Consider the following 24755-nt stretch of genomic DNA (forward strand, 5'->3'; position numbering starts at 1 on the left):
GATCTTCATACGCTGTATTGCTGGCTAGGCGTCTTGATTGGTGTCGGGAAGTTGCTTGAAATAAATATAGCGATGCAGGCGAATAGCGGGGCGCAAAAGCAACTGCACACTGCCAATCACAAACAGCCAGACCCCAGCCGTTTTTATGCTGCCTTCAAAGAAGAAGCACACGCTACCAAGGGTGAACCAAACTCCCAAGAGGAAATCGTTAAGCATACTGACGACTTCGTAGCGTTGATGAATGACTAATTCACGCTGCCCTATGGTAAACGTCCAATCGCGTGTTTGCGGGTCTTGCTTGCGCTGCATGGTGTTCCTCCGACAGGCATGATGGCGATAAAAGATTCGCTATGTATCGTTTAAAGTTAGGCGTAATAGTGATTTTAACTAAACGCTATTTTGGCACATTGTTAAAGGGGATCAGCGTGATGTTCAGCTTTTAATATTGATTAAAAGTAATAAAGCTATCAGTAGCGTGATTGAATTGAGGGCGTGCAATGGATAATGACGCGTTGCTGAAAGCGGTTGAAGATGAACTAGACAGCCACCCTTGGCGTTTACGTTTTACTGAGGGCGTAGAAACACGTTTTGAGGCCGATACCCAGCGCCAGCGCAGCCACCATATGGTGGTGGCTGGGCTTATTTCATCGAGTATCTACGGGCTGTTTTTGATTAATGACTACAGCTTTCGCCCTGACGCCTTTACCACGGCGCTGTTAATGCGATTAGGCGGCATACTGTTTTTCGCGTTACCAGTATTGTGGTGTGTCTATCGCGGCGTCGTGCCGTCAGCACGTGAAGCACTAATGGCGAGTACCGTGGTGGTCGCTACCACAATCTCATGCCTGATTTTTGTGACGTCTACCGTTCCCTATTCTTATCTGGATGTGTTCTCCTTTGGGCTGCTGTTTCTAGTCGGCAATATTGTTTATTCATTGCGGTTTCGTTATGCGGTGCTGACCACTGCCAGCTGCATGATGGTCATGCTGGCGTTTATACTTCCCTATTCGGCCATGCCGTCAGAGGTGAAGCGGTTGGCTATCTTTACCCTTATCGCGACGGCGCTGTTTACTCTGGTTGCCAATTATCGTTTCGAGCGCAGTGAGCGAACGTCCTATCTGCACGTGTTACGAGAAAAGCTCCAGGCGGGTTATTACCTTAAAGACAATCAAAAATTGTCACACCTGTCGGTCACAGACTCCTTAACCAATCTTGCCAATCGACGTCAGTTTGATGCGGTCTTCCCTATGCTATGGCAGGACGCCGCTAATAATAGGCTCTGTTTAGGCCTGATGATTCTCGATATCGATCACTTCAAAGCTTACAACGACTACTACGGCCATCCGCAGGGGGATGCCTGTTTACGGCAGGTGTCGCAGGCGATGCGAATCAATAGCCGCGATGCCGATTTAGTGGGGCGATTTGGCGGTGAAGAGTTTGTGGTGCTGATTGTGAACACATCACCCGAGGCAGCTGTGACGGCCGCAGAACGTATTCGCTATAGCATAGGCGCATTGCAGATCCCTAATCGTGGCGTGTCGGCCCAGAGTGTTATTACCGTCAGCATTGGCGTGGCGGTGCTCTCCCCAAGCCATGGACTCACTCTGGAAGACCTGCTCTCCCAGGCCGATAACGCACTTTATGAAGCTAAGCGGCATGGTCGCAACCGCACTTGGTTAGCGGGCTCGGCTGAGGTAACGACCGGCGAGGACGTTGGGGGTAGTGAAGGCGTATCCGCCCAATAGCGTCATTGGGCAGAGAGCAGACAGGCTGCTCGGTAAACCGTGTGGTTAGCGAATGCCTGCTCTTAAAAATGATTGCACGAACTGGCGCTGAAAGAGCAGAAAAGCGACAAGCAACGGTGCAATGCTCAGCAGCGTCGCAGCGCTGACGGTGGCCCAGTTAACACCGGTTTCCGGGGCGGAGAACACACCGAGACCTACGGTTAGCGGACGGCTTTCTACCGAGTTGGTGACTACCAGTGGCCAGATAAAGTTGTTCCAGTGATGGCTGATCGAGACTAGTCCGTAGGCCAGATAAGTGGGTTTAGCTAACGGTACGTACACCTTCCAAAGAATTTCCAGCCATCCACAGCCTTCAATGCGCGCGGCGTCCTCAAGTTCGCGGGGGATGGTCTTGAAGGTTTGACGGAGCAGAAAAATCCCTAACGCGCTGGCCACGTAAGGTAAACCGATCCCGGTGATGGTATTGATCAGCCCAAGATCGCTTGCGATCGCGTAATTCTCAACAATCAACACCTCGGGAAACACGAAGAGCTGAATCAGTACCAGCATAAACAGTACGTTCTTGCCGGGAATCGGAAAACGCGCAAAGGCAAACGCCGCCAGGGTGCAGACAATAAATTGGCTAATCACCACGCCTGTCACCAGCGCAAAGGTGTTCAGGTAGTAGCGGACAAAAGGCGCTTGAGACCAGGCGTCGGTGAAGTTACTCAGGGTAAGAGGAGCAAAGAGCGAAAAATTCACCATGAACTCGCTGGGGTGGAAAGCGGCCCAAAACGCATACAGCAGAGGGAATACCCAGATAATCGCTAGCAGCCATGCCGCAACGGTTTCCAAGGATGGCAGCGCCCCATTGCGAACGCGCCCACTTGGGGGCGATGAAATAACAGCTCTCATTGGTAATGTGTCCTGCGATCAAGAAGCGTGAACTTCAGCGTCGCCACCACGGCAAGCACCAACAGAATCACGACGGTGATAGTCGCCGCCATGGTGCGATCAAAGAACGAGAAGGCGTTTTCGTAAACATAATAAAGCAGCAGGTTAGTGGCGTTGTTGGGGCCGCCTTTGGTCATGATAAACAGGTGGTCTATCACTCTGACTGAATTAATCAACGCGTTGATCAGCACAAATAGGGTGGTGGGCATCAGCAGCGGAAAGGTAACTCGCCAGAAGAAACTCCAGCGGCTGGTGCCTTCAAGGTTGGCCGCTTCTTTTAGCTCGGGCGGTAAGCTCTGCAGCGCCGCCAGATAAAAAATCATAAAAAAGCCGGCCTCCTTCCACACCGACATGACAATCACTGATCCCAGCGCGACGTTTGGGTCGCCCAGCCAGTTAACGCCAGGGAAACCCAGCGCTCCCAGCAGGCTATTAAACAAGCCGATCTGCGGGGCGTAGAAGAACATCCAGATATTAGCGGCGGCGATCATGGGCAGAATCGTGGGGGTAAAATATGCCATACGTACAAAGCCGCGACCCGGTAGCTTGCTGTTCACCAACAGCGCCATGCCCAACGCTAGCGCCATAGAGGTGGGAATGGTGCCCAATGCATAGAGCAGATTATTGCGGGCCACCTTCCAGAACGTCGGGTCATTGAATAGCACCTGATAATTCTCGATGCCGACAAACTCGTCGGGTCCGCCCCGAAAACCCGGCAGGTAAAGGCTGTTAATGACAGTGTTGACCGATGGTAAATAAGCAAAGGTCGTCAGCAGTACTGCAGCAGGTAGCAGTAGAAGTGCTCCGTACAGCTGCATTTTTCCATGAGCATTTAACGTCATTATCGGTGCCGTTAGTAAACAAGGCCGGGGCGCACCCCGGCGAGGTTGGAAAACAGGCGATGAGTCCCGTGCAGACAGCAGCGATTGCCAGGCAATCGCCGTTAGCGTGCGTAACGACGCAGGGCGCTATCGGCTTCCTGTTGTGCCTGGCTGAGCGCTTCTTCTGGTGTCATTTGGCCGGTTAACGCGGCTTGCACAGCGTTATCCAGCGCTCGGCGTACACGGCCGCCCTGATAGGTAGAAAGTTCTGCGGTGCCGTGTTCTAACTGATCACGTGCGACCGCCGCTGGCGCAAATTCATCGACATAGCTTTGTAGCGCGTCGGTGTCGTAAGCGGCAGGACTAACGCCCATATAGCCGGTTTCGATTGACCAGGCAGCGGCGCGCTCGGGGGCGGTCATCCAGCGAATAAAGGTCATCGCGGCGCGTTGTTCCTCTTCGCTAGTATCTTTAAAAATATAGAAGTTGCCGCCGCCGGTAGGGCTGCCGCGCTGCGTTTTCATGGGCAGCATCGCCACGCCAAAATCAAAATTGGCGTCGTTACGCACGGCAGTCAGGTTGCCGGTGGTGTGCCACATCATTGCTGTGGACGCTTCCAGGAAGTTCTGGCGTAGCGTGCCCCACTCAATGGTGCCGCTTGGCATGGCGTCGTGTTCATTGGCCAGCGATACCCAATACTCAAGCGCTTCCACCGCGGCGGGGTCGTCAAAATAGACCTCGGTGCCATCTTCGCTCATTAAGCGGTGGCCGTTCTGAAAGGCGAATGCCTGAAACATCCAATAGGGGTAACCCGTGGAGGGCACCATCACGCCCCACTGCTCGCCGTTGGAGGCTTCGCGCACGGTAGCAGCCATCTCGGCCATCTCTTGCCAGTTTTCGGGAGGTACTTCGGGGTCTAGCCCCGCGGCTTCAAAGGCATCCTTGTTCCAGAACAGCACGATGGTGGAGCGCTGGAAGGGAATACCGTAGGTTTTGCCATCCAGTTGGCCATTTTCCATCAGGCCGGGGTAGAAGCTATCCAGCCATTCGCGCTCTTCGTCGGTCTCGACAAGATCATCGAACGCCACAATCGCGTCCTGCTCAAGCAATTCATATAGATCAATGGAGAACATGACAGAGAGCTGGGGCGTGTCGCCGGCTTCCATCGCGGACATGGCGCGTACGCGCGTATCGTCGTAGTTGCCAGCGTAAATGGCTTCAACGTTGATATCAGGGTGTTCGTTTTCAAACGCTGCTACCAGATCATCCACCACCTCGGTTAACGCCCCACCCACCGACACCGGGTAGTACATGGTCAAATCCACGCTATCGGCATTGACCTGGGCGGCGCTTAACAAACCCGCTGCCAGGGCCGTCATCGTAAAAGGGATACGCAAACGCATAAAAGTCTCCACAAATGTCAGGTTGGGTCAGGGTGAAACGATCAAGGGTGATAAAGATCAGTGCTGAAAAGAGCCCACCGCCGGTGGACGAGGAACGCGCCGATAAGCCGCTGAGGGATCTTCCTGCAGCGTGTCATGGCGTCGCTGACCATTAGCATCGAACAGATGTATCTTCTCGGGCGCCCAGTAGAGGCGGCATGCCGGTTGGGTAAGCAACGGTCTTCCGTTAAGCCTTACGCGCAGGGTGTGTGCCCCCACTGCCACATACGCAATGGTGTCTGCCCCCAGGTACTCTTCACTAATCACCGTGGCAGGCACGCCAGGGGAGTTGGCAGGATGCAGCTCAATGTCCTCAGGCCGAATGCCTAGCTGACCGCCAGCGGCCTCCAGCGGGGCGACCGATGTGCCGGGTTCGCCTTCAATAACGGCGCCGTTTGCACCTGCCACCAGGGGCAGCAGGTTCATCGCAGGGCTACCAATAAAGCTGGCGGCAAAAGCACTGGCGGGGCGGTTATATAACTCGTCAGGCGTACCATCCTGCACGATAGTGCCGTGCTGCATAAGAATCACACGATCGCCCATGCTCATGGCCTCCACTTGATCGTGAGTAACGTAGATCACCGTCATGTTCAGGCGGCTCTGCAGCGCTTTGATTTCGCGGCGCATATCGCTGCGCAGGCGAGCATCCAGGTTGGAAAGCGGCTCATCCATTAAGCAGATGGGGTGTTCGGAAATTATCGAACGCGCCAGCGCTACCCGCTGGCGCTGGCCACCGGAAAGTTGGGCGGGTTTGCGGTCCAGGTAATCGGTCAAGTCGACCAGCTCGGCTACCTTGTTTAAACGCTCGCGCCGTTCTGCCTTGGGCACTTTGCGACTGCGCAGGCCAAACACGATATTGTCGGCAACGCTTAAATGTGGAAACAGCGCGTAGGACTGAAACACCATGCTCAGCCCACGGTCGCCGGGGGGCAGGTGGGTGACATCGCGCTCGCCAATATGCACCTGGCCGCTACTGGCTTCTTCCAGCCCGGCGATCATGCGCAGCGTAGTGGACTTTCCGCAGCCCGAAGGGCCGAGCAGAATGACAAATTGCCCAGGCGTGACGTCAAAAGAGATGTTATCGACCGCCGTCGATGCGCCCCAACGCTTCGTCACCTGCTCCAGTCGGATTCGCGATTGATTCGACATAACACACCCGTCACCCACTATTGGCTTTTATGGGTCAAGCTTGTGATGAAGGTGTTGCGGTTGTATGACGCTTGCGTGGCAGCCAGATGACGGTTACGTATCGATACACGTTATTTAACGACGTTAATACCGTAACGCTGCAGTCGACGTACGACGCTGGATTGACTGATGCCCAGCCGCTCGGCGATGGCGTAGGTGCTCGGCAACGTGCGGCAAAGCTCCTCAAGGGTTGTGCGTTCCAGGCGTGCCAGGTACTGCTTGAGGGTTTCATTAGGTGCTAGCGGCACCGCCACCATGGGCGACATAGTCGGTAAGCTTTCGGGTGGCTGCGTAGTGTTGTTACTCGTGGTCGGTACCTCTATTTGGTCAGTCGGGCTTGAGAGCCAAGCCCTTTCCAGCCAGTTTTCCAACTCGCGCACGTTGCCCGGCCATTCGCTACCCATTAGCGTCGACCACACGGGGGTGGCAAGTATTTTGTGCCGGCCATAGCGCTGATTAAGCCGCTTCAGGCAGGCATCTACCAAGTCGGGAATATCCTCACGGCGGTCTCGCAGCGGCGGCAGGGTGACCGGAATCACGTTGAGGCGATAGTAAAGGTCCAGGCGAAATAGTCCTGCCTCGACCCGCGTGGCCAAGTCTTGGTTGGTGGCGACGACCAGGCGAAAATTGACTTTACGCGAGCGGGTGTCGCCAAGGCGGGTCAGGCTGCCATCCTGGATGACCTTGAGCAGTTTGGTTTGCATGAGTAGCGGTAACTCGCCTATTTCATCAAGAAACAGCGTGCCACCTTCGGCCTGCTCCAGTAGCCCTGCTTTACCTTGGCGTGCCGCACCGCTGAAAGCGCCCGGCTGGTAACCAAACATTTCGGACTCAAATAGATTTTCAGGAATCGCTGCACAGTTCACATCAATAAAGGGGCCATCGCGGCGCTGGCTCCAACGATGAAGCTGTTTGGCAAAGGCGGTTTTACCCACGCCTGTTTCGCCTAGCATGAGCACGTTGGCATCCGAAGGGGCTACTCGCTTCAGGAGTAGTGCTATTTCACGCATCACGCCACTGCGTACCTGTAAACTGTCCAACGCGTCATCCAGCGCTTGCTCCTCAGCATCCGGGGCTACTTGGCTGCGCTTCAAATGTTCGCTGAAGCGTTTTTGCAGCAGTGCGTACTCGTCTTGAAGCAGCTGCAGATCGGTTAAGTCACGCGAGCGGCTAATGATACGTTCCAGCTTGCCGTCGATGAACACCGGGTAGGCGTCGGCAATGACACGGCGACCTGTTCCGGTTACCTGCATTAGTTGCGCGGGTTTGTGAGTGCGTATCACCTCCATGGTGATGGAGGGCTTGAGCACTCCGGCGGCTTGTAGCTGCTGCACGCTGCTTGACAGAAGCTCTTCCCGTGACACCCCGTAAACCGCTTCAGCACCTGGACTGACATCGATGATCTTTCCATCGCCGCCAACGATAAAGAAGTGGTCGTTGGCTGTCTCCACAATGATTTCCAGCACGCGTTTGTCTATCTCACTCATCCCGTCTCTCTCATGGCTGCCAGCTTCATAATAGTAATTCATTTATGAATCTTTGATTCATAAATGAATTGATGATGGGTGTTTTTGATGCATTTTTGCATCAAAAAATCGGTATTCCTACCTGTTTATCGCTTTCATGAAGTTGGCACGCTCTGTGCAATATCTTTGGAGAGATGCAAGCCGCGCCTCAGCGCCAAAATAAATCAAGGGAGACGACGATGCCGGAATTTAACCAGCCGCTGGGCGGTAACACCATGCCGCGCTTTGCAGGTCCTGCCACCATGATGCGCCTGCCAACGCAGGAAAATGCGGCTGGCTTGGATGCTGCTTTCATTGGCATTCCTATGGACATTGGCACTTCCAATCGACCCGGAACGCGTCTTGGGCCGCGTCAGATCCGCGATGAGTCGCGCATGCTGCGCCCCTACAACATGGCCACTCGTGCTGCGCCGTTTGAAAGCCTGCAGGTGGCGGATATTGGCGATGTGCCGATCAATACGTTTCATCTGCCGAAAAGCATCGACATTATCACCGACTTTTTCGATGACGTGCTTAGCCACGACTGTACACCGCTAACTCTGGGTGGCGATCACACCATGACGCTGCCCATTCTGCGGGCGATGGCCAAAAAGCACGGTCCGGTAGGACTGATTCATATTGACGCTCACGCCGATGTGAACGAGCACATGTTTGGTGAAGAGATTGCTCACGGCACTACTTTTCGCCGCGCCCAGGAAGAGGGCTTGCTGGCTCACGGCAAGGTGGTACAAATCGGTCTGCGTGGCACTGGCTATTCAGCCGAGGATTTTGACTGGTGTCGCGACCAGGGGTTTCGTGTGGTGCAAGCGGAGGAGTGCTGGTACCGGTCGCTTGCGCCATTGATGGAGGAAGTGCGCGAGCAGATGGGTGATACGCCGGTGTATATCAGCTTTGATATCGACAGTCTCGATCCCTCGGTAGCGCCGGGTACCGGCACGGTGGAAATGGGCGGCTTGACGTCGACACAGGGACTGGAAATTGTGCGCGGTGCCGCGGGTCTGAACATTGTTGGCGGTGACCTGGTGGAAGTATCACCCCCCTATGACACCAGCGGTAACACCGCGCTAATGGGCGCCACGCTGTTATATGAAATGCTCTGTGTACTGCCGGGCGTGAAACACGGCTAATCGCTCGGCTTCTAAAACGTTCAACCATCAGGTTTGACGTACCAAGTGCCGACCTAACAAGGCACAGATTACAAAATATAAGAAGGGAAGCACTGCTTCCCTTCAGGACGCCGCCAGCCCACCTCCAATAATCACTCCTATAGGTGAACGTTCATGTCTTACTCACAAGTGAATCTCGACGAGCCCTCTTCAACGGGACCTATCCCTCGACGCCATCTACTGAAATTCTTGATCCCGTCCATTATCGGCGTGCTGCTGTTTCTGGTGCCGTTCCAGGTAGGCGACTCGGTCAATATCGGGATGGGAATGATGGCCGATGGCCTACAGGCGCTACTCGGCGAGGCGTTACCGCTGATAGCGATGGGGGTGCTGTGTATCTCGGTGATAGTGACGCTGTACGTAAAAGCGGCTAACCCCGGCTGGGCCCAAGGCGGCCACTTTGGCGATATGTTCAATGTCGGGCTGATTTGGGTGGCGCTACGCCTCCTGGGCGCCATCTTCGTGGTGATGACTTACTTTCAGGTTGGCCCTGAATTCGTCACCGCTTCGTTTACGGGCGGGGTGATGCTCAACGACTTGGCGCCGGTGCTACTGACGTTTTTCTTCTTTGCCGCCATTTTGCTGCCGTTTCTGGTCGAGTTTGGTTTCATGGAGTTTATCGGTAGCCTGGTGCGCAAGCCGTTTCGGGTGATTTTCAACTTGCCGGGGCGTAGCGCTATCGATGCGACGGCTTCTTGGATGGGGTCGGGCACCGTGGGCGTATTGATTACCTCACAGCAATACGAGCAGGGCTTTTATAACGGCCGCGAAGCCTCGGTGATCGCGACGAATTTCTCGGTGGCGTCCATTGCCTTTAGCCTGCTGGTCACCAACTTTATCGGCATCAATCATCTCTTCGTGCCGTTTTACTTCACCGTTGTGGTGTCGGGGCTGGTGGCTGCGATTATCGTGTCGCGTATTCCGCCGTTATCACTGAAATCCAACGACTACTATGAACCGGTAGGCTGTCAGATCAGCGAGGAGAATACTGGAAACGTCGGCCTGTTCCGCTATAGCCTGCTGCAGGCTACCCGCCGCGCCGCGGCAGCCCCTGGGCCTAAAGCGCTAGCAAGATTGGCGCTCATTAACGTCATTGATATCTTTTTGACGCTGCTGCCGCTGGTCTTCGCCATTGGCACCGTGGCGCTGATTCTGGCCGAATTTACCCCACTATTCACCTGGCTTTCTTACCCCATGGTGCCGGTGCTTGAACTATTACGGATTCCCGAGGCTCAAGCGGCCGCACCGGCGACGCTGGTTGGCTTTGCCGATATGTTCCTGCCGGCGGTACTGGCCACCAATATCGACAGCGAACTGACGCGCTTTGTCATTGCGTGCCTTTCCATGACGCAACTGGTGTACATGTCGGAAATCGGCGCGCTACTGCTGAAATCCAAAATTCCTATCGCTCTGTGGGAACTGGCGGTGGTGTTCCTGCTGCGTACCGCGATTACACTGCCGATCATCGCCTTTATGGCCCATACGTTTTTCTTTTAAGGGGGTCTAATGAGCGTTGACGAAACGAACCATCAAGCGACGATAACCTGCGCCGAGCTACTGATTCGCCTGCTGCGTGATAGTTACGGAGTGCGCGCCGTTTTTGGCATTCCCGGCGTGCATACGGTGGAGCTATATCGCGGCCTGGAAGACAGCGACGTTCAGCATATCACCCCGCGCCATGAGCAAGGCGCTGGGTTCATGGCTGATGGCTATGCCCGTGCCAGCGGTCAGCCTGGGGTTTGTCTGATTATCACCGGGCCAGGGATGACCAATATTGCCACCGCCATGGGGCAGGCCCTGGCGGACTCGATACCCATGCTGGTGATCTCAAGTGTTAACCGCCGCGATACGCTGGGCCTAGGTCAGGGGCGGCTGCACGAACTACCCAGCCAGCAGCAAATGATCAGCGGCGTAGCTCGGTTTAGCCACACTCTGCTGGATGCCAACACGTTGCCCGAGGTGCTGGCGCGTGCCTTTGCGGTCTTCAACGGTGCTCGCCCCGGTCCGGTGCATATTGAAATCCCTATCGATCTGTTTAATGCACCGGTGGTGGCGCCTGCTACCTGGCAAGCGCCCATGCTCTACCGTGCCGCACCTGACCCAGAGGGTCTCGCTGAAGCAGCCCGTTTATTGAAAACGGCGAAACAGCCCCTGGTGCTGCTGGGTGGTGGCTGTGTCTCATCACCTGGCGCCGCGCGTGCGTTGGTAGAAAATCTCGATGCCCCGACGGTCACCACTATCAACGCCAAGGGGCTGCTTGGCCGTGATCATCCGCTGGACTTGGGCGCCAATGCAGCGCTGCCCGCTGTGAGAGAGCTTGCCGCTAACGCCGATGTGATTCTGGCGGTGGGGACGGAGCTTGGCGAGACCGATTACGACGTGGTGTTTGATGACGGCTTTCAGCTCAACGGCACGCTGATCCGGATTGATCTCGACCCAGAACAGCTGGTACGCAATCAGCGCACCACGCTTGGCTTGGTAGGCGATGCCGGGCGTAGTCTGGAGCTTCTGCTCGGTCTCTTTCCCGAACCGCTGAAACGTCATGGCGCGGAGCGAACCGCTGGCGCCTTGAACGTGCTTGATCTGGCAAATGATCCGGCGTTTAGCGACTTTGTGCCACTCTATAAAACGCTTGCCGAGTACCTGCCTGACGCGATTCTGGTAGGCGACTCCACCGCGCCGGTGTATGCCGGCAACCATTTGGTTAGCCAGCCAGCGCCTCGGCGCTATTTCAATGCGTCCACCGGTTACGGCACCTTGGGCTACGGGCTTCCCGCGGCGCTGGGGGCACAGCTGGCGCGGTCCGATCTGCCCGTGGTCGCACTGGTGGGGGATGGCGGCGTGATGTTTACCCTCTCAGAAATCGCCACCGCGGTCGAAGCCCGCCTGCCGGTGGTGATTGTGCTGTGGCACAACGCCGGTTACGAAGAGATCCGCCGGTATATGGATGCCAACGGCGTGGCGCGCTTAGGTGTCGATATTCAAGCGCCCAACTTCCTTACCCTGGCCGAAGGCTTTGGTTGCCCTGGCATGCTGGTGGAAAGCCCCGCCGAGCTTGCCCAGGCGCTCGCCAACCGTGAAACAAACGGGCCTTTACTGATCGAAATTGACGCCGCTGCGTGGCAGAAAAGCCTGATATCAACAGGAGATAATAATGAAAAATAATCACGTCGTAGGTCAAGATACCCTATCAGCGGACAACGTTGAGCATAGCCTCGGGCTGCCGGGAACCTTTGCACTGTGGCTCGGCGCCAATGTGGTGGTTACCACCATCCTGACCGGCATGTTTTTAGTCCCTGACCTGACCTTTCAGCATGCGATGTTGCTGATCTTGATTGGTTCGGCGATTGGCATCATTCCGCTGGTGTTAATCGGGGTGATGGGACAGCAAACCGGCATGACCACGATGGTACTCGCGCGGGGCACTTTCGGCAGAAAAGGGGCTAACTTCCCCGCCTGGGTGAATCTGTTAGCGCTGATTGCCTGGAGTTGGATTCAGGCGCTGCTCGCTGGCATGAGTCTGGATTACGCCGTGGAAAGCTTTACCGGTTACTCAAATGTGGCGCTCTTCACAGTTATCTGTGAATCATTGGTGGTGCTGATAGCGCTGCGCGGTCACTTAGGGATCGAGAAAGTTGAGAAAATAGCGGCACTGCTGATGCTGGGACTCTCGGCGGTGGTGCTGTTCGCACTCAATCGGCATTACGATTTGCCGAGCATCACCCAGTTGGAGCCCGAAGGCGTGCTGGGCGGCGGCGTGGTGTTCGATATCGTGGTCGCGACGGCGTTTTCCTGGATTCCCTTGGCGGCTGACTACAATCGGCATTGCTGCTCGCTAAAAGCCGCAGTGGTGGGCACCTGGGGCGGCTACGTGGTGGCAACGCTGGTGGCGATGGGCTTGGGCGCTACGGTGTCAGCGCTTTCGATCAGCGTCGGTATGGAGCCCACCTACGACCCCACGGCCCTGCTGAGCGGCTTCGGATTCGGCCTGCCCGCTGCTCTGGTGATTTTCTTCTCGGTACTAACTACCAACGTGATGTGTGTCTATAGCGCGACGCTTTCGTTTATGAGCGTGCGCCCTAAGGTGCCGTTCTGGAAACCGGCGCTGATTATCGGCGTAGTATCGGTAATCGGTGCCCTCATTCCTGGAATTCTTGATCAGTTCCAGACATTCTTATTGATTATTGGCAGTGTGTTTATTCCTGCCTTTTCGTTGATGATTGTCGATTACTACCTGCTGGGACGTCAGCGTTATACCTCTGCACAGCTTATCCAGGCTGAACATAGTCTGCCCGCTTTCAACTGGCTGGCGCTGGGCAGCTACGCGGTAGGTGCGTTACTAGCTTACTACTGGAACTGGGTCGATCCGTTGGATTTTGGTGCGTCGCTGCCGGTGTTCGTGATCACTGGCGCGCTCTATTTTATTGTCAGTAAAGCGGTTGTCGGGAAACGGGTGGCCGTATGACTCTTCAGCGTATCAATGCAAAGCAGTGGTACCGTACCGCCCCTAAGGAAGACGGTATCACTCTCATCGATGAGCCGTGGATCAAGCCATTCTATCGCTGCAATATCTGGCATGTTCAGGGCAGCAAGCGCGGCATGGTCGTGGACTTCGGCCTGGGCGCAGTGCCGCTACGGCAGCACGTGGCGCAGCTTGCCGAGCGTGACCTGTTGGCGGTGGCCAGCCACACGCATTTTGACCATATCGGCGCCGCCCACGAGTTTGGCTGCTGCCATGTGCATGCCGCCGAGGCGGACATCCTGGCCTCACCCGACAACACGCGTACCCTGGCCGATCAGTTTCTTAGCGATGAGATGTTTGAGGCGCTGCCTTCCAATCCTTATTCGCATAGTCGCTACCGCATCACGGCGCCGCAGCAGGTGCGCCCGCTAGCGGATGGTGAAATGCTGGATTTGGGTAATCGTCAGTGGGAGGTGATTCATACTCCGGGCCACTCGCCCGGCGGGATCGCGCTGTGGGAGGCGGCCACCCAGACGCTGATCTCGGGCGACCTGATTTACGATGGCCCGTTAATTGAAGACCTCTGGCATAGCGATCTTACCGACTACGCCGCCAGCATGCGTCGGTTGCGCAAGCTGCCCGTTCGCATTGTTCACGGCGGCCATTTTCCCAGTTTTAGCGGCCAGCATCTCACAAAGCTCATCGATGATTGGCTTCGCCAACATGATCTTTAAAGGAGCCACGAAAATGTCCATGACCTCACAGACCACTTATCCATCAGTTGTTGACCAGCAGTTTATCAATAACCAGTGGGTCGCCTCCAAAGGTACTCGCCTGCTCGACGTGATGAACCCTTACCGCGAAGAGCGTATTGCACAGATAACCGCGGGGGATGCCGCGGACGTTGATGCCGCAGTAGAGGCGGCGCAGATAGCGCAACCCGCTTGGCAGGCACTGGGTGGGGCAGCACGTGCAACATACCTTGATGGCTTTGCCGATGCCCTGATGGCTCGCCGGGATTCGTTGATCACATTGTCAGCGACCAATAACGGTAAACCACTGGCAGAGGCGGGGATTGATCTGGACGATGCGATTGCCTGTTACCGCTATTACGCCAAGCAGGCGAAAGCGCTGGATGCCCGCCAAGGCGAGCGTGTTGACGTCGAGATGGAAGGCGTCGAGGCACGTACTTATCACGACCCCGCTGGTGTCGTGGGATTGATTACACCGTGGAATTTCCCGCTGGTGACCAGCGCCTGGAAGCTCGCGCCTGCGCTGGCCGCTGGCTGTACGGCCATTCTGAAGCCCTCAGAGGTGGTCCCACTGCCCGAGCAGATATTGGCAGAAATTGCCTTGGAGATTGGTCTTCCCGCGGGTGTTTTGAATCTGCTCAACGGCGACGGTGAGGGCATTGGCGCACCGCTCGCTAATCATCCAGGCGTGGATAAGGTTTCCTTTACTGGCAGTAATCGTGTCGGTGAAGCAGTGATGCAAGCCGCCAGCGCGCGTACCGCCAGCGTCTCTTTAGAGCTAGGCGGAAAATCACCGATTCTGGTGATGGAGGACGCCGACCCTGCCCAAGCTGCTGACTGGGTGATGGCGGGCATCTACTTCAATGCCGGGCAGATCTGCTCAGCAACCTCGCGTTTATTGGTGCATGAAGACGTCGCTGACGCACTATACGCCGCGCTTGCCGAGCGCATGGATGCGATAACGCTGGGCGACCCGCTTGCTGACACTACCGACCTTGGTCCACTGACCAGTGCCAAACAGCGTGACGCCGTGCAACGCTATCTGGATCTTGCCGAGCAGGAAGGGCTGACAGTGGTGCGCGATGGGACACATCGCACGCTACCCGAAAAAGGCTATTTCCTGGCACCCACGCTTTACCGCGATGTGCCGGTGGGGAGCCGCCTGTGGAAAGAGGAGATTTTCGGTCCAGTGCTCTGCGCCCGCAGCGTGGCAAGCGAAGAGGAGGCGATTCAACTCGCCAATGACAGCGCTTTTGGCTTGGCGGCGACGGTCATTAGCGGTGACCCAGAACGCGCCAAGCGGATTGGCCGTCAGCTCAAGGCGGGCAGCATCTGGTATAACAGCGAACAGTTGGTGCTACCCGAAACCGCCTGGGGCGGCTTCAAGCGTAGCGGTATCGGGCGTGAACTCGGCCCCTGGGGGCTAAGTGCGTACCTTGAAGTAAAGCATGTGATTGGGCCTGCTTAAGACTCGCGTACTGGCATCGCATAACGCCGGGTCGATTTCCCGGCTTTAACCACCTGCCCCGGCACGTCATGGCCGATAAGGTCGGGAAGGGTGGCGGCAACATCCAGTAGCGCATCCAGGTCGACGCCGGTATCGACGCCCATGCTTTCAAACATATGCACCAGGTCTTCGGTACATACGTTGCCCGTTGCCCCGGGAGCGAAGGGACAGCCGCCCAGCCCGCCTAATGAGGCATCGAAACGGGTAATGCCCGCCTGCCAAGCCGCCAGCGCATTGGCCAATCCCATGCCGCGAGTGTTGTGGAAGTGCAGCGTAAACGGCGTTTGGGGCCAGCGCTCTAGCACCGTTTCGCATAGGCGTTTGACCTGGACGGGGTTGGCCATGCCGGTGGTATCACAGAGCGTCACGCCCTGAATGCCCAAGTCGATAAGCTTCTCGACCAGTTCCAGTACCCGTACTTCGGGAACCTCACCCTCAAAGGGGCAGCCGAAGGTCGTCGAGAGTGAGGCATTGATAAACACACCGCTGTCCTTAGTGACGTCCAGAATGGCGGCGAACTGTTCAAGGGAGCGTTCTGGCGTCATGCGCAGGTTGGCCAGGCCGTGACTATTGCTTGCCGACATTACCAGGTTGATCTCATCGACCTGGCAGCCCAATGCCCGCTCGGTGCCTTTTACATTCGGGACCAGTACGGTGATATCGACACCCTCCCGGCGCTGGATGCCGGTCGCCACCTCAGCGGCATCGCGCAGGGTGGGAATGGCTTTGGGTGAGGTGAACGAGGTTGCTTCGATGCGGCGTAGGCCTGTGGTAGAGAGCGCGTCGATCCAGCGAATTTTCGCTTCCGTGGGGACAAAACGTGCCTCAATCTGCAGACCATCCCGTGGGGCAACTTCGTTGATCTCTACCTTTGCAGGGCATGATGATCGTTGGCTCATGACAACTCCCTAAATGATACCCGCTTGGCGCAGTTTGGCGCGGGTGTCTTGATCAATGCCCAGCTCATCCAGCACGTCGTCGGTGTGTTGGCCCAGGGCAGGGCCTCCATTACCGATGCGGCCAGGGGTAGCGCTGAGTTTAGGCAGTACGCCGGGCACTTTTAATGGGTTGCCGTTGGGACGGGTAAAGGTTTGAATCATTTCGCGTGCCAGGTAGTGGGGATCAACCGCGATGTCTTCTGCCGTGTAGGGATAGCCTGCGGGCACGCGGGCATCATCCAAGGCCTGTAAAATGGTTTCTCTTGGGCGCTCTGCGGTCCAGGCTTGAATGGCGGCATCAATCATGTCGGCCTGCTGGCTTCGCCCGTCGTTATGAGCCAGCGCCGGATCGTTGGCTAACTCTTCACGGCCAATAACGCCCATAAGACGCTTGAAGATGCTGTCGCCGTTACCGGCGATCAATACGTAATCGCCGCCCTGGCAGCGGTAGGCGTTGGAGGGGGTGATGCCGGGCAGAGCACTGCCGCTGGGCTCGCGGATTTGGCCGCTGGCATCAAATTCCGGCAGCAGGCTCTCCATCATCGCAAACACCGACTCATACAGCGCAACATCAATCTCCTGGCCCAGGCCGCTGTGGTTGCGCTCCTGAAGCGCCAGCAACGTACCGATAACGGCATACAGCGCCGACAACGAGTCGCCGATGCTGACGCCCACCCGCACTGAAGGCTCTCCCGGCTGGCCGGTGAGATAACGCAACCCGCCCATGGCTTCGCCAATCACACCAAAACCGGGTTTGTCGCGGTAAGGGCCGGTTTGGCCGTAGCCGGAAATATGCACCATGATCAGCCGCGGATTGAGGTTGGCAAGCGCCTCCCAGCCCAGCCCCCAGTTATCCAGCGTGCCGGGGCGAAAGTTTTCCACCACTACGTCAGCCTCGGTGGCGAGCTTTCGCACCAAGGCCTGGCCCTCTTCGCTCCTTAAATCCAATGCCACCGAGCGCTTGTTGCGGGTTTGTACATGCCACCACAGCGAGGTGCCGTCCTCTATCATTCGCCATTTACGAAGTGGGTCGCCGGTGCCTGGCGGCTCGATTTTAATCACGTCGGCGCCAAATTCACCCAGCAGTTTAGTGGCGAAAGGTCCCGCTATCAGTTGGCCAAGCTCAAGCACTTTTAAGCCCTTTAGCGGGAGCTGACGGGCTTCGGAGGCATTCATTAAGGCTTTCCTCTATTTATCGTTATCATCGGTTATGGTCAGCATGCGTGAGCCGACCAAGAGCGACAATTAGGCAATCGGGAACAAAGGGTTCGTCGCTTACGAAGGTATGCGTTAGCATCATTCGTCTGCCTCATGGGAGTTATGTGTCATGCGTCGCTTCGATTTCGTCACCCTTAAACTGTTTATCTCCGTGGCGGATGAGGGCCGCCTGACGGCCGCCGCCGAGCGTGAACACCTGGCGCTGGCAGCCGTGAGCAAGCGAATCAGTGATCTGGAGGCGCTGGTAGGCACCACGTTACTTTACCGTCGTCCTCGTGGCGTTGAGCTGACCCCCGCAGGCCAGGCGTTCTTGCACCATGCCCGACGTATTCTGGATAACATCGAGCGTCTCCATGCCGAGCTTAGTGAGTATGGTGAAGGCGTGCGTGGGCACGTGCGTATTCACTCCAATACCTCGGCGATCATCGCCTTTCTCCCACAGGATCTCAGTGCTTTTTCCAAGCTCTACCCTGAAATCAAGATCGACCTGCAGGAGCGGGTCAGCAGCGAAATCATTGCTGCCGTGCGTGATGGCCTGACCGATGTCGGGATTTTCGCCGGGCATGTGCCAGCGCCAGATCTTCAACAGCTTCCCTATCGGCAGGATCGGTTGGTGCTGATGACGCCTATCGATCATCCGCTGGCTGAACGTGAAAGCATCGCCTTCAACGAAGCATTGGCCTTCGATTTTATTGGCTTGCAGCAGGATGCCTCGCTTCAATCGCTGCTGTATGAGCAGGCGACCCTGGCAGGTAAAGCGCTGCGTATGCGCATACAGGTGCGCAGTTTCGATGCTATTTGCCGGATGATTCACCACGGCATGGGCGTTGGCGTACTGCCTGAGCAAACCATCTACCGTGACCTGGGTGATTTACAGCTCAAAAGCATTCCACTCAGCGACCCGTGGGCCCAGCGCGAGTTGGTGATTGGCATGCGCCGCTATTCCTCACTGCACGTGACGGCCCGACATCTGGTGGATCACCTTACCCAGCATACCGTCGAGGGCTAGCTGTAAAAGAGAGCCAGTGACTTCGCGCATCGTGAAAGCGGTAGTCTTGGCTTTCGTGACACCACGGTATTGTGGCGGCTCATGACTGCCTAGTTAAAGAGCCATTGATAGCGGACAGGTATTCATCTTTGGTCGTATGGTCGCCACCGGTCAACTAACAGAGCGCGCTATAGCAGCGTTTCTAGCCATCGTATTTGACGAAGCCAGCCTTCTTGAACGTCGATTTGAGCCCATTGACGGCTTGTTTCAAGATCGAACGAGCATCACACCCAATAACGACAACCGTAGAGAGTCATCCCATGCGGAAACAACTGCTTGCCACGCTGGCTACCCTAGGCATGCTGACGACGGCGCCGTTCGTCTTGGCGAACCCTATCGAAATTCAAGTCAACAACACTATGAGCGAAGGCGGCTCGGAAAGCGCAGCGGTAGAGCGCTTTGCGGAGTACCTGGAGGAGCAAGCGCCTGGCCGCTTTGAAGTGCGTCCTTTTTTGGCGGGTTCGCTGGGCGGTGAAAACGCCGTGTTGGAGCTACTTAACCTGGGCCAAACCCAGCTCTCTCTGACCGGTGGTAACTGGCGCCAACAGTATGCGCCTGAATATGACGCCATTACGGTGCCCTTTGTATTCACCACCTGGGACGAGGTCGACGCCTATATGGAGAGTCCTTCAGGCCAAGCGCTGGTCGAGAAAGCCGAAAGCCAGGGCGGTTTGAAGTATTTTGGTTTGCAGCACCGCGGCCCCCGCCACATGACAGCTAACAAGGAGATACACTCACCGGCTGATCTGGAGGGTTTCCGCCTGCGTCTGCCTTCGCTGCCGGTATGGCTGGAAGTGTGGCAGGAGATTGGCGCTCAGGTAGTCAACGTGCCGGCACCAGAGATTTATCTCGCCATGCAGACGGGGCAGGTCGATGGGCATGAGAACTCGCTCTCCTCTCCTTATACCCGTCGCCTGTGGGAAGTGCAGGACTATTTGATCATGACCAGCCACGTGCAGTTCCCGTGGAGCTGGGTGGCCAGTGCTCGCTGGTGGGAGGGTCTTGAAGAGGAAGATCAGGCGCTGATCGAAGAGGCCATTGAGGTGGCCCGCCAGTATGGGTCAGAGCAAGAACGCGAGCTCGATGATTTCTACCTGCAAGCGCTGCAGGATGAAGGCATGACCGTCATTGAACCGGATGTGGCGCCTTTCCGCGAGGCAGCGTTACCGGCCATTGATCGTGTCATGGCTGACATGGCCGAGGGCGTTCGTGAAGATGCGCTGGGTAACGACAGCGAGTAACACGAAACGGACAGAGATCGCGGCGGCCCATTGGGCCGTCGTTGTTTTATCAGTCAAGTAAGTTGTCATAGATGACCAAGAAGACGTCAGGGTAAGGAGTTCTCCTGTGGAAGACGCGGTAGTGCCCAACAAGGGGCCGGATCGAATTGCTTTCTATACGTTGCGCGGCGTTACACGGCTGTGCGATGGGGTCGGCGTGGCGCTGATGGCAGCCATTTTGCTGCTGATCGTGGCGGCCGTGATTGCCCGCGACCTGCTGGGGTTGGGGATGCCCTGGACTGAGGAGGTGGCATCGATGCTGGCGATCTACGCTATTGGTTTTGGCTCGCTATCCGCCTGGGCACGCAGCGAGCACTTGGTGGTCGATCTGTTTAGCCACAAGCTTTCCGGGCTGGGTAAAAATATTCAGTACCGTTTAACTGCGCTGATCTCCTGCGCATTTTTTGCGCTTGCCGCCTGGGGTGCGTGGATCATGTCGGACATGAGCGCCAACAATAAAACCGTCTCGTTAAGTATCAGTTTCAGCTACCTCTATTACGGTATCTTTTTCAGCTTTGTTGGTATGGCACTGATCGCCCTTTGGCAAACGTTGCGCGGCCCGGTGGCGTGGTTGGAAACGTCCCATGAAGAGGAGGCCTCTCAACCATGACCGAACTACTGATTTTCGTCGGTGGCCTGTTAGTACTGATGGCCATTGGTTTGCCCGTGGTGGTCGCCATTGGTGTTACCTCCTTTATTGCTTTGGTTGCCACCGGCACCGGCGGGCTGCCCGTTGAGTTACTCCCGCTGCGCATGGTGCAAACGCTCAATAACTTCACACTGCTGGCGATTCCGCTATTTATTCTGGCCGCCAATATCATGAATATTGGCTCCACCACCACGCGAATTTTTGATTTCGCTACCGCGCTGGTGGGATTTACCAAGGGGGGCCTTGGCCACGCCAACGTGGTGGCAAGCTCCATTTTTGCAACGATGTCGGGCACCGCTGTGGCCGATGCCGCCGGGCTTGGCAGTATTGAAATCAAGGCGATGAAAGAGCGCGGCTATGAGCTGGGGTATTCTACCGGGATTACCGCTGCCTCCAGCGTAATCGGGCCGATTCTACCGCCCAGTATTGCCTTGGTTGTTTACGGCTGGCTGGCCAATGTGAGTATTGGCGGGCTGTTCATGGCGGGGCTGATGCCGGGTATCTTGATGGCGCTGCTGCTAATGGGCATGACCGTGTTGTTATCTGCCAGCGGTAAGGTAGTGATGCCTAAACCCACCCCTTTTGATGCCTGTGAAGTCGTTCGCACCGGTAAACGCGCTATTTTACCGCTGATGATGCCAGCGATTATCGTCGGCGGTATCTGGGGCGGCTTTTTCACGCCCACCGAGGCTGGCGCCATAGCGTCACTTTACGCAGTAATTCTGGGGGGGCTGGTCTATCGCGACTTGAATGGGCGGGATCTATTCAACGCCTTTCGGCGCACCTTGATGTTCAGCGCGGTGATCCTGCTGATTATCGCGGTTTCCAGTTTTTACGGCTGGATACTGGTACGCATGGGCATTCCGCAGGCATTGGCGGGCCAGGTCGCCAGCATCGATATGCCCATGTTTGCGCTGTTGCTCTGCTTTGCGCTGTTTTTCCTGCTGATCGGCTGCTTTATGTCGGTAATCGAAAGCATCCTGATTTTCACCCCCATTGTGGTGCCAGCGGCGCTCAGTGCTGGGCTAGACCCCGTACACTTCGGCATCGTGATGGTGATTACACTGTCGGTGGGCGTCATTACGCCACCGTTCGGTACGGTGCTTTTCCTGATGGTCGGTATTACCCGGCTGCGTTACGGTCAGGTAGTCACTGCCATACTGCCGTTCCTGCTGCCGATTATTGCCACCATTCTGCTGCTCATTGCTGTACCGGGATTGGCCACGTGGCTGCCGGATGTTATGGGGTATTGATCAAGACATTTATCTGATAGAAAAGCCCCGCGGCGTTGTTTCCGCGGGGCAGGTGGGCCTTTCTAATGCTTGCTAGTGCTCCTTTGCAGGCAAGATCCTGCCTGGATTCATCAGTCCCTTGGGATCGAACAGCGCTTTAACGCCGCTGATCAACTCCCGCTCAATAGGCGATAGCCGTGCCAGGTAAGGCGCTTGCTTTTTACGGCCAATGCCGTGCTCGGCACTGATGCTGCCGTGGAACTCATCGAGCACCTCAAACAGGCGCTCCTCCAGGTCGTGCAGGTGGGCTTTCTTATCGCTGTCCATCATTGCGCTGGGTGGCAGAATATTGAAGTGCAGATTGCCATCGCCCACGTGCCCGTAGGCAATGATCTCGCACTCGGGTGACGCCGCCATAACGACGTCACTGGCCCGGCTAACGAAGTCGGGAAGCGATGAGATGGGCACCGAGATATCGGTACGCAAATGCTCGCCGCGTCGCCGCTGACCTTCCAGCATGCTTTCTCGGAACTGCCATAACTGGGCGGATTGAGTGTCGCTCGATGCCAGCGCGCCATCCAGCACCAAGTCACGCTCCATACCGGTTTCCAGCAGCTGTTCCAGCAATGACCCCAAATCCACCGGTCCAGTGGCTGCCACTTCCATCAACACATACCAGGGGTAGGCGTTATCCAGTGGATCGCTTAGCTCGGGTGTTGCTTCGATCGCCAGCTCAATGCAGCGACGAGGAATCAGCTCAAAAGCCGTCAGCAAATCACAGCAGTCGCGTCGCGCCAGACTATATAGGTCAATCACCGCCTGAACGGAGGGCAGACCCAGCATCGCGCTGCGGCTTTGGGTAAGGCGTGGAGAGAGTTTCAGCACCGCGCCAGTGACGATCCCCAATGTGCCTTCGCTACCCAGAAACAGCTGTTGAAGATCGTAGCCGCGGTTATCTTTATGCAGCGCGTTAAGGCTTTCCCAAAGGCGACCATCGGGGAGTACCACTTCAAGCCCCAGCACCAGCTCGCGCATCATGCCGTAGCGCAACACGTTAAGCCCACCCGCGTTGGTCGCAATGTTGCCGCCAATCTGACAACTACCCTGGGCGCCCAACGAGAGCGAAAAGTCGCAGTCATGTTCCGCGGCGGCCAGCTTGACGTTCTCAAGAATGCAGCCAGCGTCGACGGTGATGGTGAAGTTAATGGGGTCAATGGCGCGCACGCTATTCATGCGCTCCAGGCTAATGACCAGTTCCTGCCCGCTCGCGGCGGGCAAGGCACCTGCTACCAGGCCGCTATGCCCGCCCTGGGGTGTCATCGCTATACCATGCTCATGGCAGCGCTTGACGACCTCAGCGACTTCCTCGGTATTCGCTGGCCGGGCCACGGCCAGCGGCATGCCCAGTGTATCGCCCGCCCAGTCGCTGATGTAACGCGCCATGGCGTCAGGCTCACGAATGAGACCGCGCTCACCGAGAAGGGTAGTGAGTTCGTTTAAAAAGGGAATGGTGTCGGTCATTAACTCTCTTCCTGCCAGGCAGCACCCTCGGGAAAGCGGTGCTGTATTTGAGACTCTGGGTGCATGGCAATACTGTAACCCGGCGCTTCGGGCACTTGGTAGCGGCCACGGTTGATGACCACAGGGTCGACAAAGTGCTCGTGAAGGTGATCCACATACTCCAGCACGCGACCATCGAGGCTGCCGGATACCGCAATATAATCGAATAGGGAGATATGCTGAGTATATTCGCAAAGCCCAACGCCACCGCCGTGGGGGCAAATGGGCACGCCGAACTTAGCGGCCATTAGCGTTACTAAAATCACTTCGTTAAGCCCACCCAAACGAGCTGCATCTAACTGGCAATAATCGATGGCATCCGCCTGGAAGAACTGCTTGAACATTACCTTGTTGTGGCAATGTTCGCCGGTGGCAACGCCGATAGGCGCGACGCGATGACGAATGTCGGCATGCCCTAGAATATCGTCAGGACTGGTGGGCTCTTCAATCCAGAGCGGATCAAATTCGGCTAGCCGGCGCATTTTGGTGACGGTCTCATCGACTTCCCACACTTGGTTGGCGTCCATCATCAATACGTTATCCCAGCCGATCTCCTCACGCAGCAGCGCTGCGCGTCTTGCATCCTCTTCAATATCACCGCCAATCTTCTGTTTGAAGTGGGTCCAGCCCTCGGCCAGCGCTTCCCGAGCCAAGCTGCGCACCTTCTCGTCACTGTAGCCTAGCCAGCCCGCTGAGGTGGTGTAGCCGGGGTAACCATCGCGGCGCATTTCGGTTTCCCGGGCCGCTTTGCCGGAGGCTTGACGGCGCAACAAACAGATCGCTTCTTGTGGGGTTAGCGCATCGGTGACGAAGCGAAAATCGAGACAGCGCACCAGCTGTTCGGGCGTCATATCCACCAGTAGTTTCCACACCGGCTTGCCTTCGTGTTTCGCCCACATATCCCATACGGCATTGACGATGGCGGCGGTGGCCAGATGAATCGCGCCTTTATCGGGGCCAATCCAGCGCAACTGGCTATCGCCGGTGATGTCACGCCAAAAAGTCCCCATGTTGTCGGTAATGGAAGCTAGCGTGCGCCCTTCAATCAGCGGGGCCAGCGACTGGATGGCAGTGACCACAATCTCGTTACCGCGACCAATCGTGAAGGTCAGACCGTGCCCCTCGGGACTGGCGTCATCGGTATGCAGGATGACATAGGCGGCGGAGTAGTCCGGCGCAGCATTCATGGCATCCGAACCATCCAGCGAGCGCGAGGTGGGGAAGCGGATGTCCTGAATTTCGACGCGAGTTATCGTTGTCATGTTGCTCTCCTTGGCGGTGCGATGAG

The 24755-nt window shown here is 56.6% G+C and carries 21 protein-coding genes; 11 read left to right on the forward strand and 10 right to left on the reverse strand.

Translation table 11 applies throughout. The features are described 5' to 3' along the window. Window positions 1-24: 24 nt before the first annotated feature. Window positions 25-309, reverse strand: a complete 285-nt coding sequence (locus tag ACFFLD_RS17610) for a YrhK family protein (protein ID WP_386042747.1) — start codon at window positions 307-309, stop codon at window positions 25-27. Window positions 310-497: 188 nt separating this feature from the next. Between ACFFLD_RS17610 and ACFFLD_RS17615 the strand changes: the two genes are divergently transcribed. Then, a complete protein-coding gene (locus ACFFLD_RS17615) occupies window positions 498-1745 on the forward strand; it encodes a GGDEF domain-containing protein (protein WP_386042749.1) in 1248 nt (415 codons plus the stop codon). 45 nt (window positions 1746-1790) lie between these two features. On the opposite strand, the gene ACFFLD_RS17620 is transcribed toward ACFFLD_RS17615, so the two are convergent. From ACFFLD_RS17620 to ACFFLD_RS17640, 5 genes are all read right to left on the reverse strand, one after another. Then, window positions 1791-2639, reverse strand: coding sequence for a carbohydrate ABC transporter permease (locus ACFFLD_RS17620; RefSeq protein ID WP_386042751.1), 849 nt, complete (start codon window positions 2637-2639; stop codon window positions 1791-1793). Then, window positions 2636-3520 (reverse strand): carbohydrate ABC transporter permease, encoded by an 885-nt coding sequence (locus tag ACFFLD_RS17625; protein ID WP_386042753.1) that lies wholly within the window; start codon window positions 3518-3520, stop codon window positions 2636-2638. The genes ACFFLD_RS17620 and ACFFLD_RS17625 overlap by 4 nt, the downstream gene beginning before the upstream one ends. 101 nt (window positions 3521-3621) lie before the next feature. Next, complete coding sequence (locus ACFFLD_RS17630) at window positions 3622-4902, reverse strand: ABC transporter substrate-binding protein (RefSeq protein WP_386042755.1); 1281 nt, start codon at window positions 4900-4902, stop codon at window positions 3622-3624. A gap of 57 nt (window positions 4903-4959) precedes the next feature. After that, window positions 4960-6090, reverse strand: a complete 1131-nt coding sequence (locus tag ACFFLD_RS17635) for an ABC transporter ATP-binding protein (protein WP_386042757.1) — start codon at window positions 6088-6090, stop codon at window positions 4960-4962. 110 nt (window positions 6091-6200) lie between these two features. Further along, complete coding sequence (locus ACFFLD_RS17640; protein WP_386042759.1) at window positions 6201-7616, reverse strand: sigma-54 interaction domain-containing protein; 1416 nt, start codon at window positions 7614-7616, stop codon at window positions 6201-6203. Between the two features lie 218 nt (window positions 7617-7834). Here ACFFLD_RS17640 and speB point away from each other — a divergent pair, with 218 nt between their 5' ends. From speB to ACFFLD_RS17670, 6 genes are all read left to right on the forward strand, one after another. Next, on the forward strand, window positions 7835-8782 hold the full coding sequence (speB, locus tag ACFFLD_RS17645; RefSeq protein ID WP_386042761.1) for an agmatinase: 948 nt from the start codon (window positions 7835-7837) through the stop codon (window positions 8780-8782). Window positions 8783-8935: 153 nt separating this feature from the next. Continuing rightward, window positions 8936-10318, forward strand: coding sequence for a YjiH family protein (locus tag ACFFLD_RS17650; protein ID WP_386042763.1), 1383 nt, complete (start codon window positions 8936-8938; stop codon window positions 10316-10318). A 9-nt stretch (window positions 10319-10327) separates the two neighbouring features. Next, window positions 10328-11986, forward strand: coding sequence for a 5-guanidino-2-oxopentanoate decarboxylase (locus tag ACFFLD_RS17655; protein WP_386042765.1), 1659 nt, complete (start codon window positions 10328-10330; stop codon window positions 11984-11986). Beyond that, a complete protein-coding gene (locus tag ACFFLD_RS17660) occupies window positions 11976-13286 on the forward strand; it encodes a purine-cytosine permease family protein (protein WP_386042767.1) in 1311 nt (436 codons plus the stop codon). The genes ACFFLD_RS17655 and ACFFLD_RS17660 overlap by 11 nt, the downstream gene beginning before the upstream one ends. Further along, window positions 13283-14017 carry an MBL fold metallo-hydrolase gene (locus tag ACFFLD_RS17665; RefSeq protein WP_386042769.1) on the forward strand — a complete coding sequence of 245 codons (735 nt, stop codon included), beginning with the start codon at window positions 13283-13285 and terminating at the stop codon, window positions 14015-14017. The genes ACFFLD_RS17660 and ACFFLD_RS17665 overlap by 4 nt, the downstream gene beginning before the upstream one ends. 13 nt (window positions 14018-14030) lie before the next feature. Then, entirely contained in the window at window positions 14031-15503 is a 1473-nt protein-coding gene (locus ACFFLD_RS17670) for an aldehyde dehydrogenase family protein (RefSeq protein WP_386042771.1), read from the forward strand. Here ACFFLD_RS17670 and ACFFLD_RS17675 read toward each other — a convergent pair. Next, window positions 15500-16441, reverse strand: a complete 942-nt coding sequence (locus tag ACFFLD_RS17675; RefSeq protein WP_386042773.1) for a hydroxymethylglutaryl-CoA lyase — start codon at window positions 16439-16441, stop codon at window positions 15500-15502. The genes ACFFLD_RS17670 and ACFFLD_RS17675 overlap by 4 nt on opposite strands. A 9-nt stretch (window positions 16442-16450) precedes the next feature. Then, window positions 16451-17656 (reverse strand): CaiB/BaiF CoA transferase family protein, encoded by a 1206-nt coding sequence (locus ACFFLD_RS17680; RefSeq protein WP_386042775.1) that lies wholly within the window; start codon window positions 17654-17656, stop codon window positions 16451-16453. A gap of 151 nt (window positions 17657-17807) precedes the next feature. Between ACFFLD_RS17680 and ACFFLD_RS17685 the strand changes: the two genes are divergently transcribed. From ACFFLD_RS17685 to ACFFLD_RS17700, 4 genes are all read left to right on the forward strand, one after another. Further along, on the forward strand, window positions 17808-18707 hold the full coding sequence (locus ACFFLD_RS17685) for a LysR family transcriptional regulator (RefSeq protein WP_386042777.1): 900 nt from the start codon (window positions 17808-17810) through the stop codon (window positions 18705-18707). A 299-nt stretch (window positions 18708-19006) separates the two neighbouring features. Beyond that, window positions 19007-19987 (forward strand): TRAP transporter substrate-binding protein, encoded by a 981-nt coding sequence (locus ACFFLD_RS17690; RefSeq protein ID WP_386042779.1) that lies wholly within the window; start codon window positions 19007-19009, stop codon window positions 19985-19987. A gap of 106 nt (window positions 19988-20093) precedes the next feature. Beyond that, on the forward strand, window positions 20094-20636 hold the full coding sequence (locus tag ACFFLD_RS17695; protein WP_386042781.1) for a TRAP transporter small permease: 543 nt from the start codon (window positions 20094-20096) through the stop codon (window positions 20634-20636). Further along, complete coding sequence (locus tag ACFFLD_RS17700; protein ID WP_386042783.1) at window positions 20633-21928, forward strand: TRAP transporter large permease; 1296 nt, start codon at window positions 20633-20635, stop codon at window positions 21926-21928. The genes ACFFLD_RS17695 and ACFFLD_RS17700 overlap by 4 nt, the downstream gene beginning before the upstream one ends. 72 nt (window positions 21929-22000) lie before the next feature. Here ACFFLD_RS17700 and ACFFLD_RS17705 read toward each other — a convergent pair whose 3' ends face one another. Continuing rightward, window positions 22001-23428, reverse strand: coding sequence for an FAD-binding oxidoreductase (locus tag ACFFLD_RS17705; protein ID WP_386042785.1), 1428 nt, complete (start codon window positions 23426-23428; stop codon window positions 22001-22003). Then, complete coding sequence (locus ACFFLD_RS17710) at window positions 23428-24729, reverse strand: L-fuconate dehydratase (RefSeq protein ID WP_386042787.1); 1302 nt, start codon at window positions 24727-24729, stop codon at window positions 23428-23430. Before ACFFLD_RS17710 ends, ACFFLD_RS17705 begins: the two co-directional genes overlap by 1 nt. Window positions 24730-24755: the final 26 nt, after the last annotated feature.

The sequence above is a fragment of the Vreelandella sulfidaeris genome (genome assembly GCF_042429665.1).
Lineage (GTDB): Bacteria > Pseudomonadota > Gammaproteobacteria > Pseudomonadales > Halomonadaceae > Vreelandella.

What these genes read in the sequence shown, in the direction of transcription:
- ACFFLD_RS17705 (WP_386042785.1), bottom strand. Translation starts at nt 23,428, where the DNA reads ATGACCGACACCATTCCCTTTTTAAACGAACTCACTACCCTTCTCGGT.
- ACFFLD_RS17650 (WP_386042763.1), top strand. Translation starts at nt 8,936, where the DNA reads ATGTCTTACTCACAAGTGAATCTCGACGAGCCCTCTTCAACGGGACCT.
- ACFFLD_RS17700 (WP_386042783.1), top strand. Translation starts at nt 20,633, where the DNA reads ATGACCGAACTACTGATTTTCGTCGGTGGCCTGTTAGTACTGATGGCC.
- ACFFLD_RS17620 (WP_386042751.1), bottom strand. Translation starts at nt 2,639, where the DNA reads ATGAGAGCTGTTATTTCATCGCCCCCAAGTGGGCGCGTTCGCAATGGG.
- ACFFLD_RS17615 (WP_386042749.1), top strand. Translation starts at nt 498, where the DNA reads ATGGATAATGACGCGTTGCTGAAAGCGGTTGAAGATGAACTAGACAGC.
- ACFFLD_RS17635 (WP_386042757.1), bottom strand. Translation starts at nt 6,090, where the DNA reads ATGTCGAATCAATCGCGAATCCGACTGGAGCAGGTGACGAAGCGTTGG.
- ACFFLD_RS17685 (WP_386042777.1), top strand. Translation starts at nt 17,808, where the DNA reads ATGCGTCGCTTCGATTTCGTCACCCTTAAACTGTTTATCTCCGTGGCG.
- ACFFLD_RS17625 (WP_386042753.1), bottom strand. Translation starts at nt 3,520, where the DNA reads ATGACGTTAAATGCTCATGGAAAAATGCAGCTGTACGGAGCACTTCTA.
- speB (WP_386042761.1), top strand. Translation starts at nt 7,835, where the DNA reads ATGCCGGAATTTAACCAGCCGCTGGGCGGTAACACCATGCCGCGCTTT.
- ACFFLD_RS17675 (WP_386042773.1), bottom strand. Translation starts at nt 16,441, where the DNA reads ATGAGCCAACGATCATCATGCCCTGCAAAGGTAGAGATCAACGAAGTT.
- ACFFLD_RS17660 (WP_386042767.1), top strand. Translation starts at nt 11,976, where the DNA reads ATGAAAAATAATCACGTCGTAGGTCAAGATACCCTATCAGCGGACAAC.
- ACFFLD_RS17710 (WP_386042787.1), bottom strand. Translation starts at nt 24,729, where the DNA reads ATGACAACGATAACTCGCGTCGAAATTCAGGACATCCGCTTCCCCACC.
- ACFFLD_RS17665 (WP_386042769.1), top strand. Translation starts at nt 13,283, where the DNA reads ATGACTCTTCAGCGTATCAATGCAAAGCAGTGGTACCGTACCGCCCCT.
- ACFFLD_RS17655 (WP_386042765.1), top strand. Translation starts at nt 10,328, where the DNA reads ATGAGCGTTGACGAAACGAACCATCAAGCGACGATAACCTGCGCCGAG.
- ACFFLD_RS17680 (WP_386042775.1), bottom strand. Translation starts at nt 17,656, where the DNA reads ATGAATGCCTCCGAAGCCCGTCAGCTCCCGCTAAAGGGCTTAAAAGTG.
- ACFFLD_RS17610 (WP_386042747.1), bottom strand. Translation starts at nt 309, where the DNA reads ATGCAGCGCAAGCAAGACCCGCAAACACGCGATTGGACGTTTACCATA.
- ACFFLD_RS17690 (WP_386042779.1), top strand. Translation starts at nt 19,007, where the DNA reads ATGCGGAAACAACTGCTTGCCACGCTGGCTACCCTAGGCATGCTGACG.
- ACFFLD_RS17670 (WP_386042771.1), top strand. Translation starts at nt 14,031, where the DNA reads ATGTCCATGACCTCACAGACCACTTATCCATCAGTTGTTGACCAGCAG.
- ACFFLD_RS17630 (WP_386042755.1), bottom strand. Translation starts at nt 4,902, where the DNA reads ATGCGTTTGCGTATCCCTTTTACGATGACGGCCCTGGCAGCGGGTTTG.
- ACFFLD_RS17640 (WP_386042759.1), bottom strand. Translation starts at nt 7,616, where the DNA reads ATGAGTGAGATAGACAAACGCGTGCTGGAAATCATTGTGGAGACAGCC.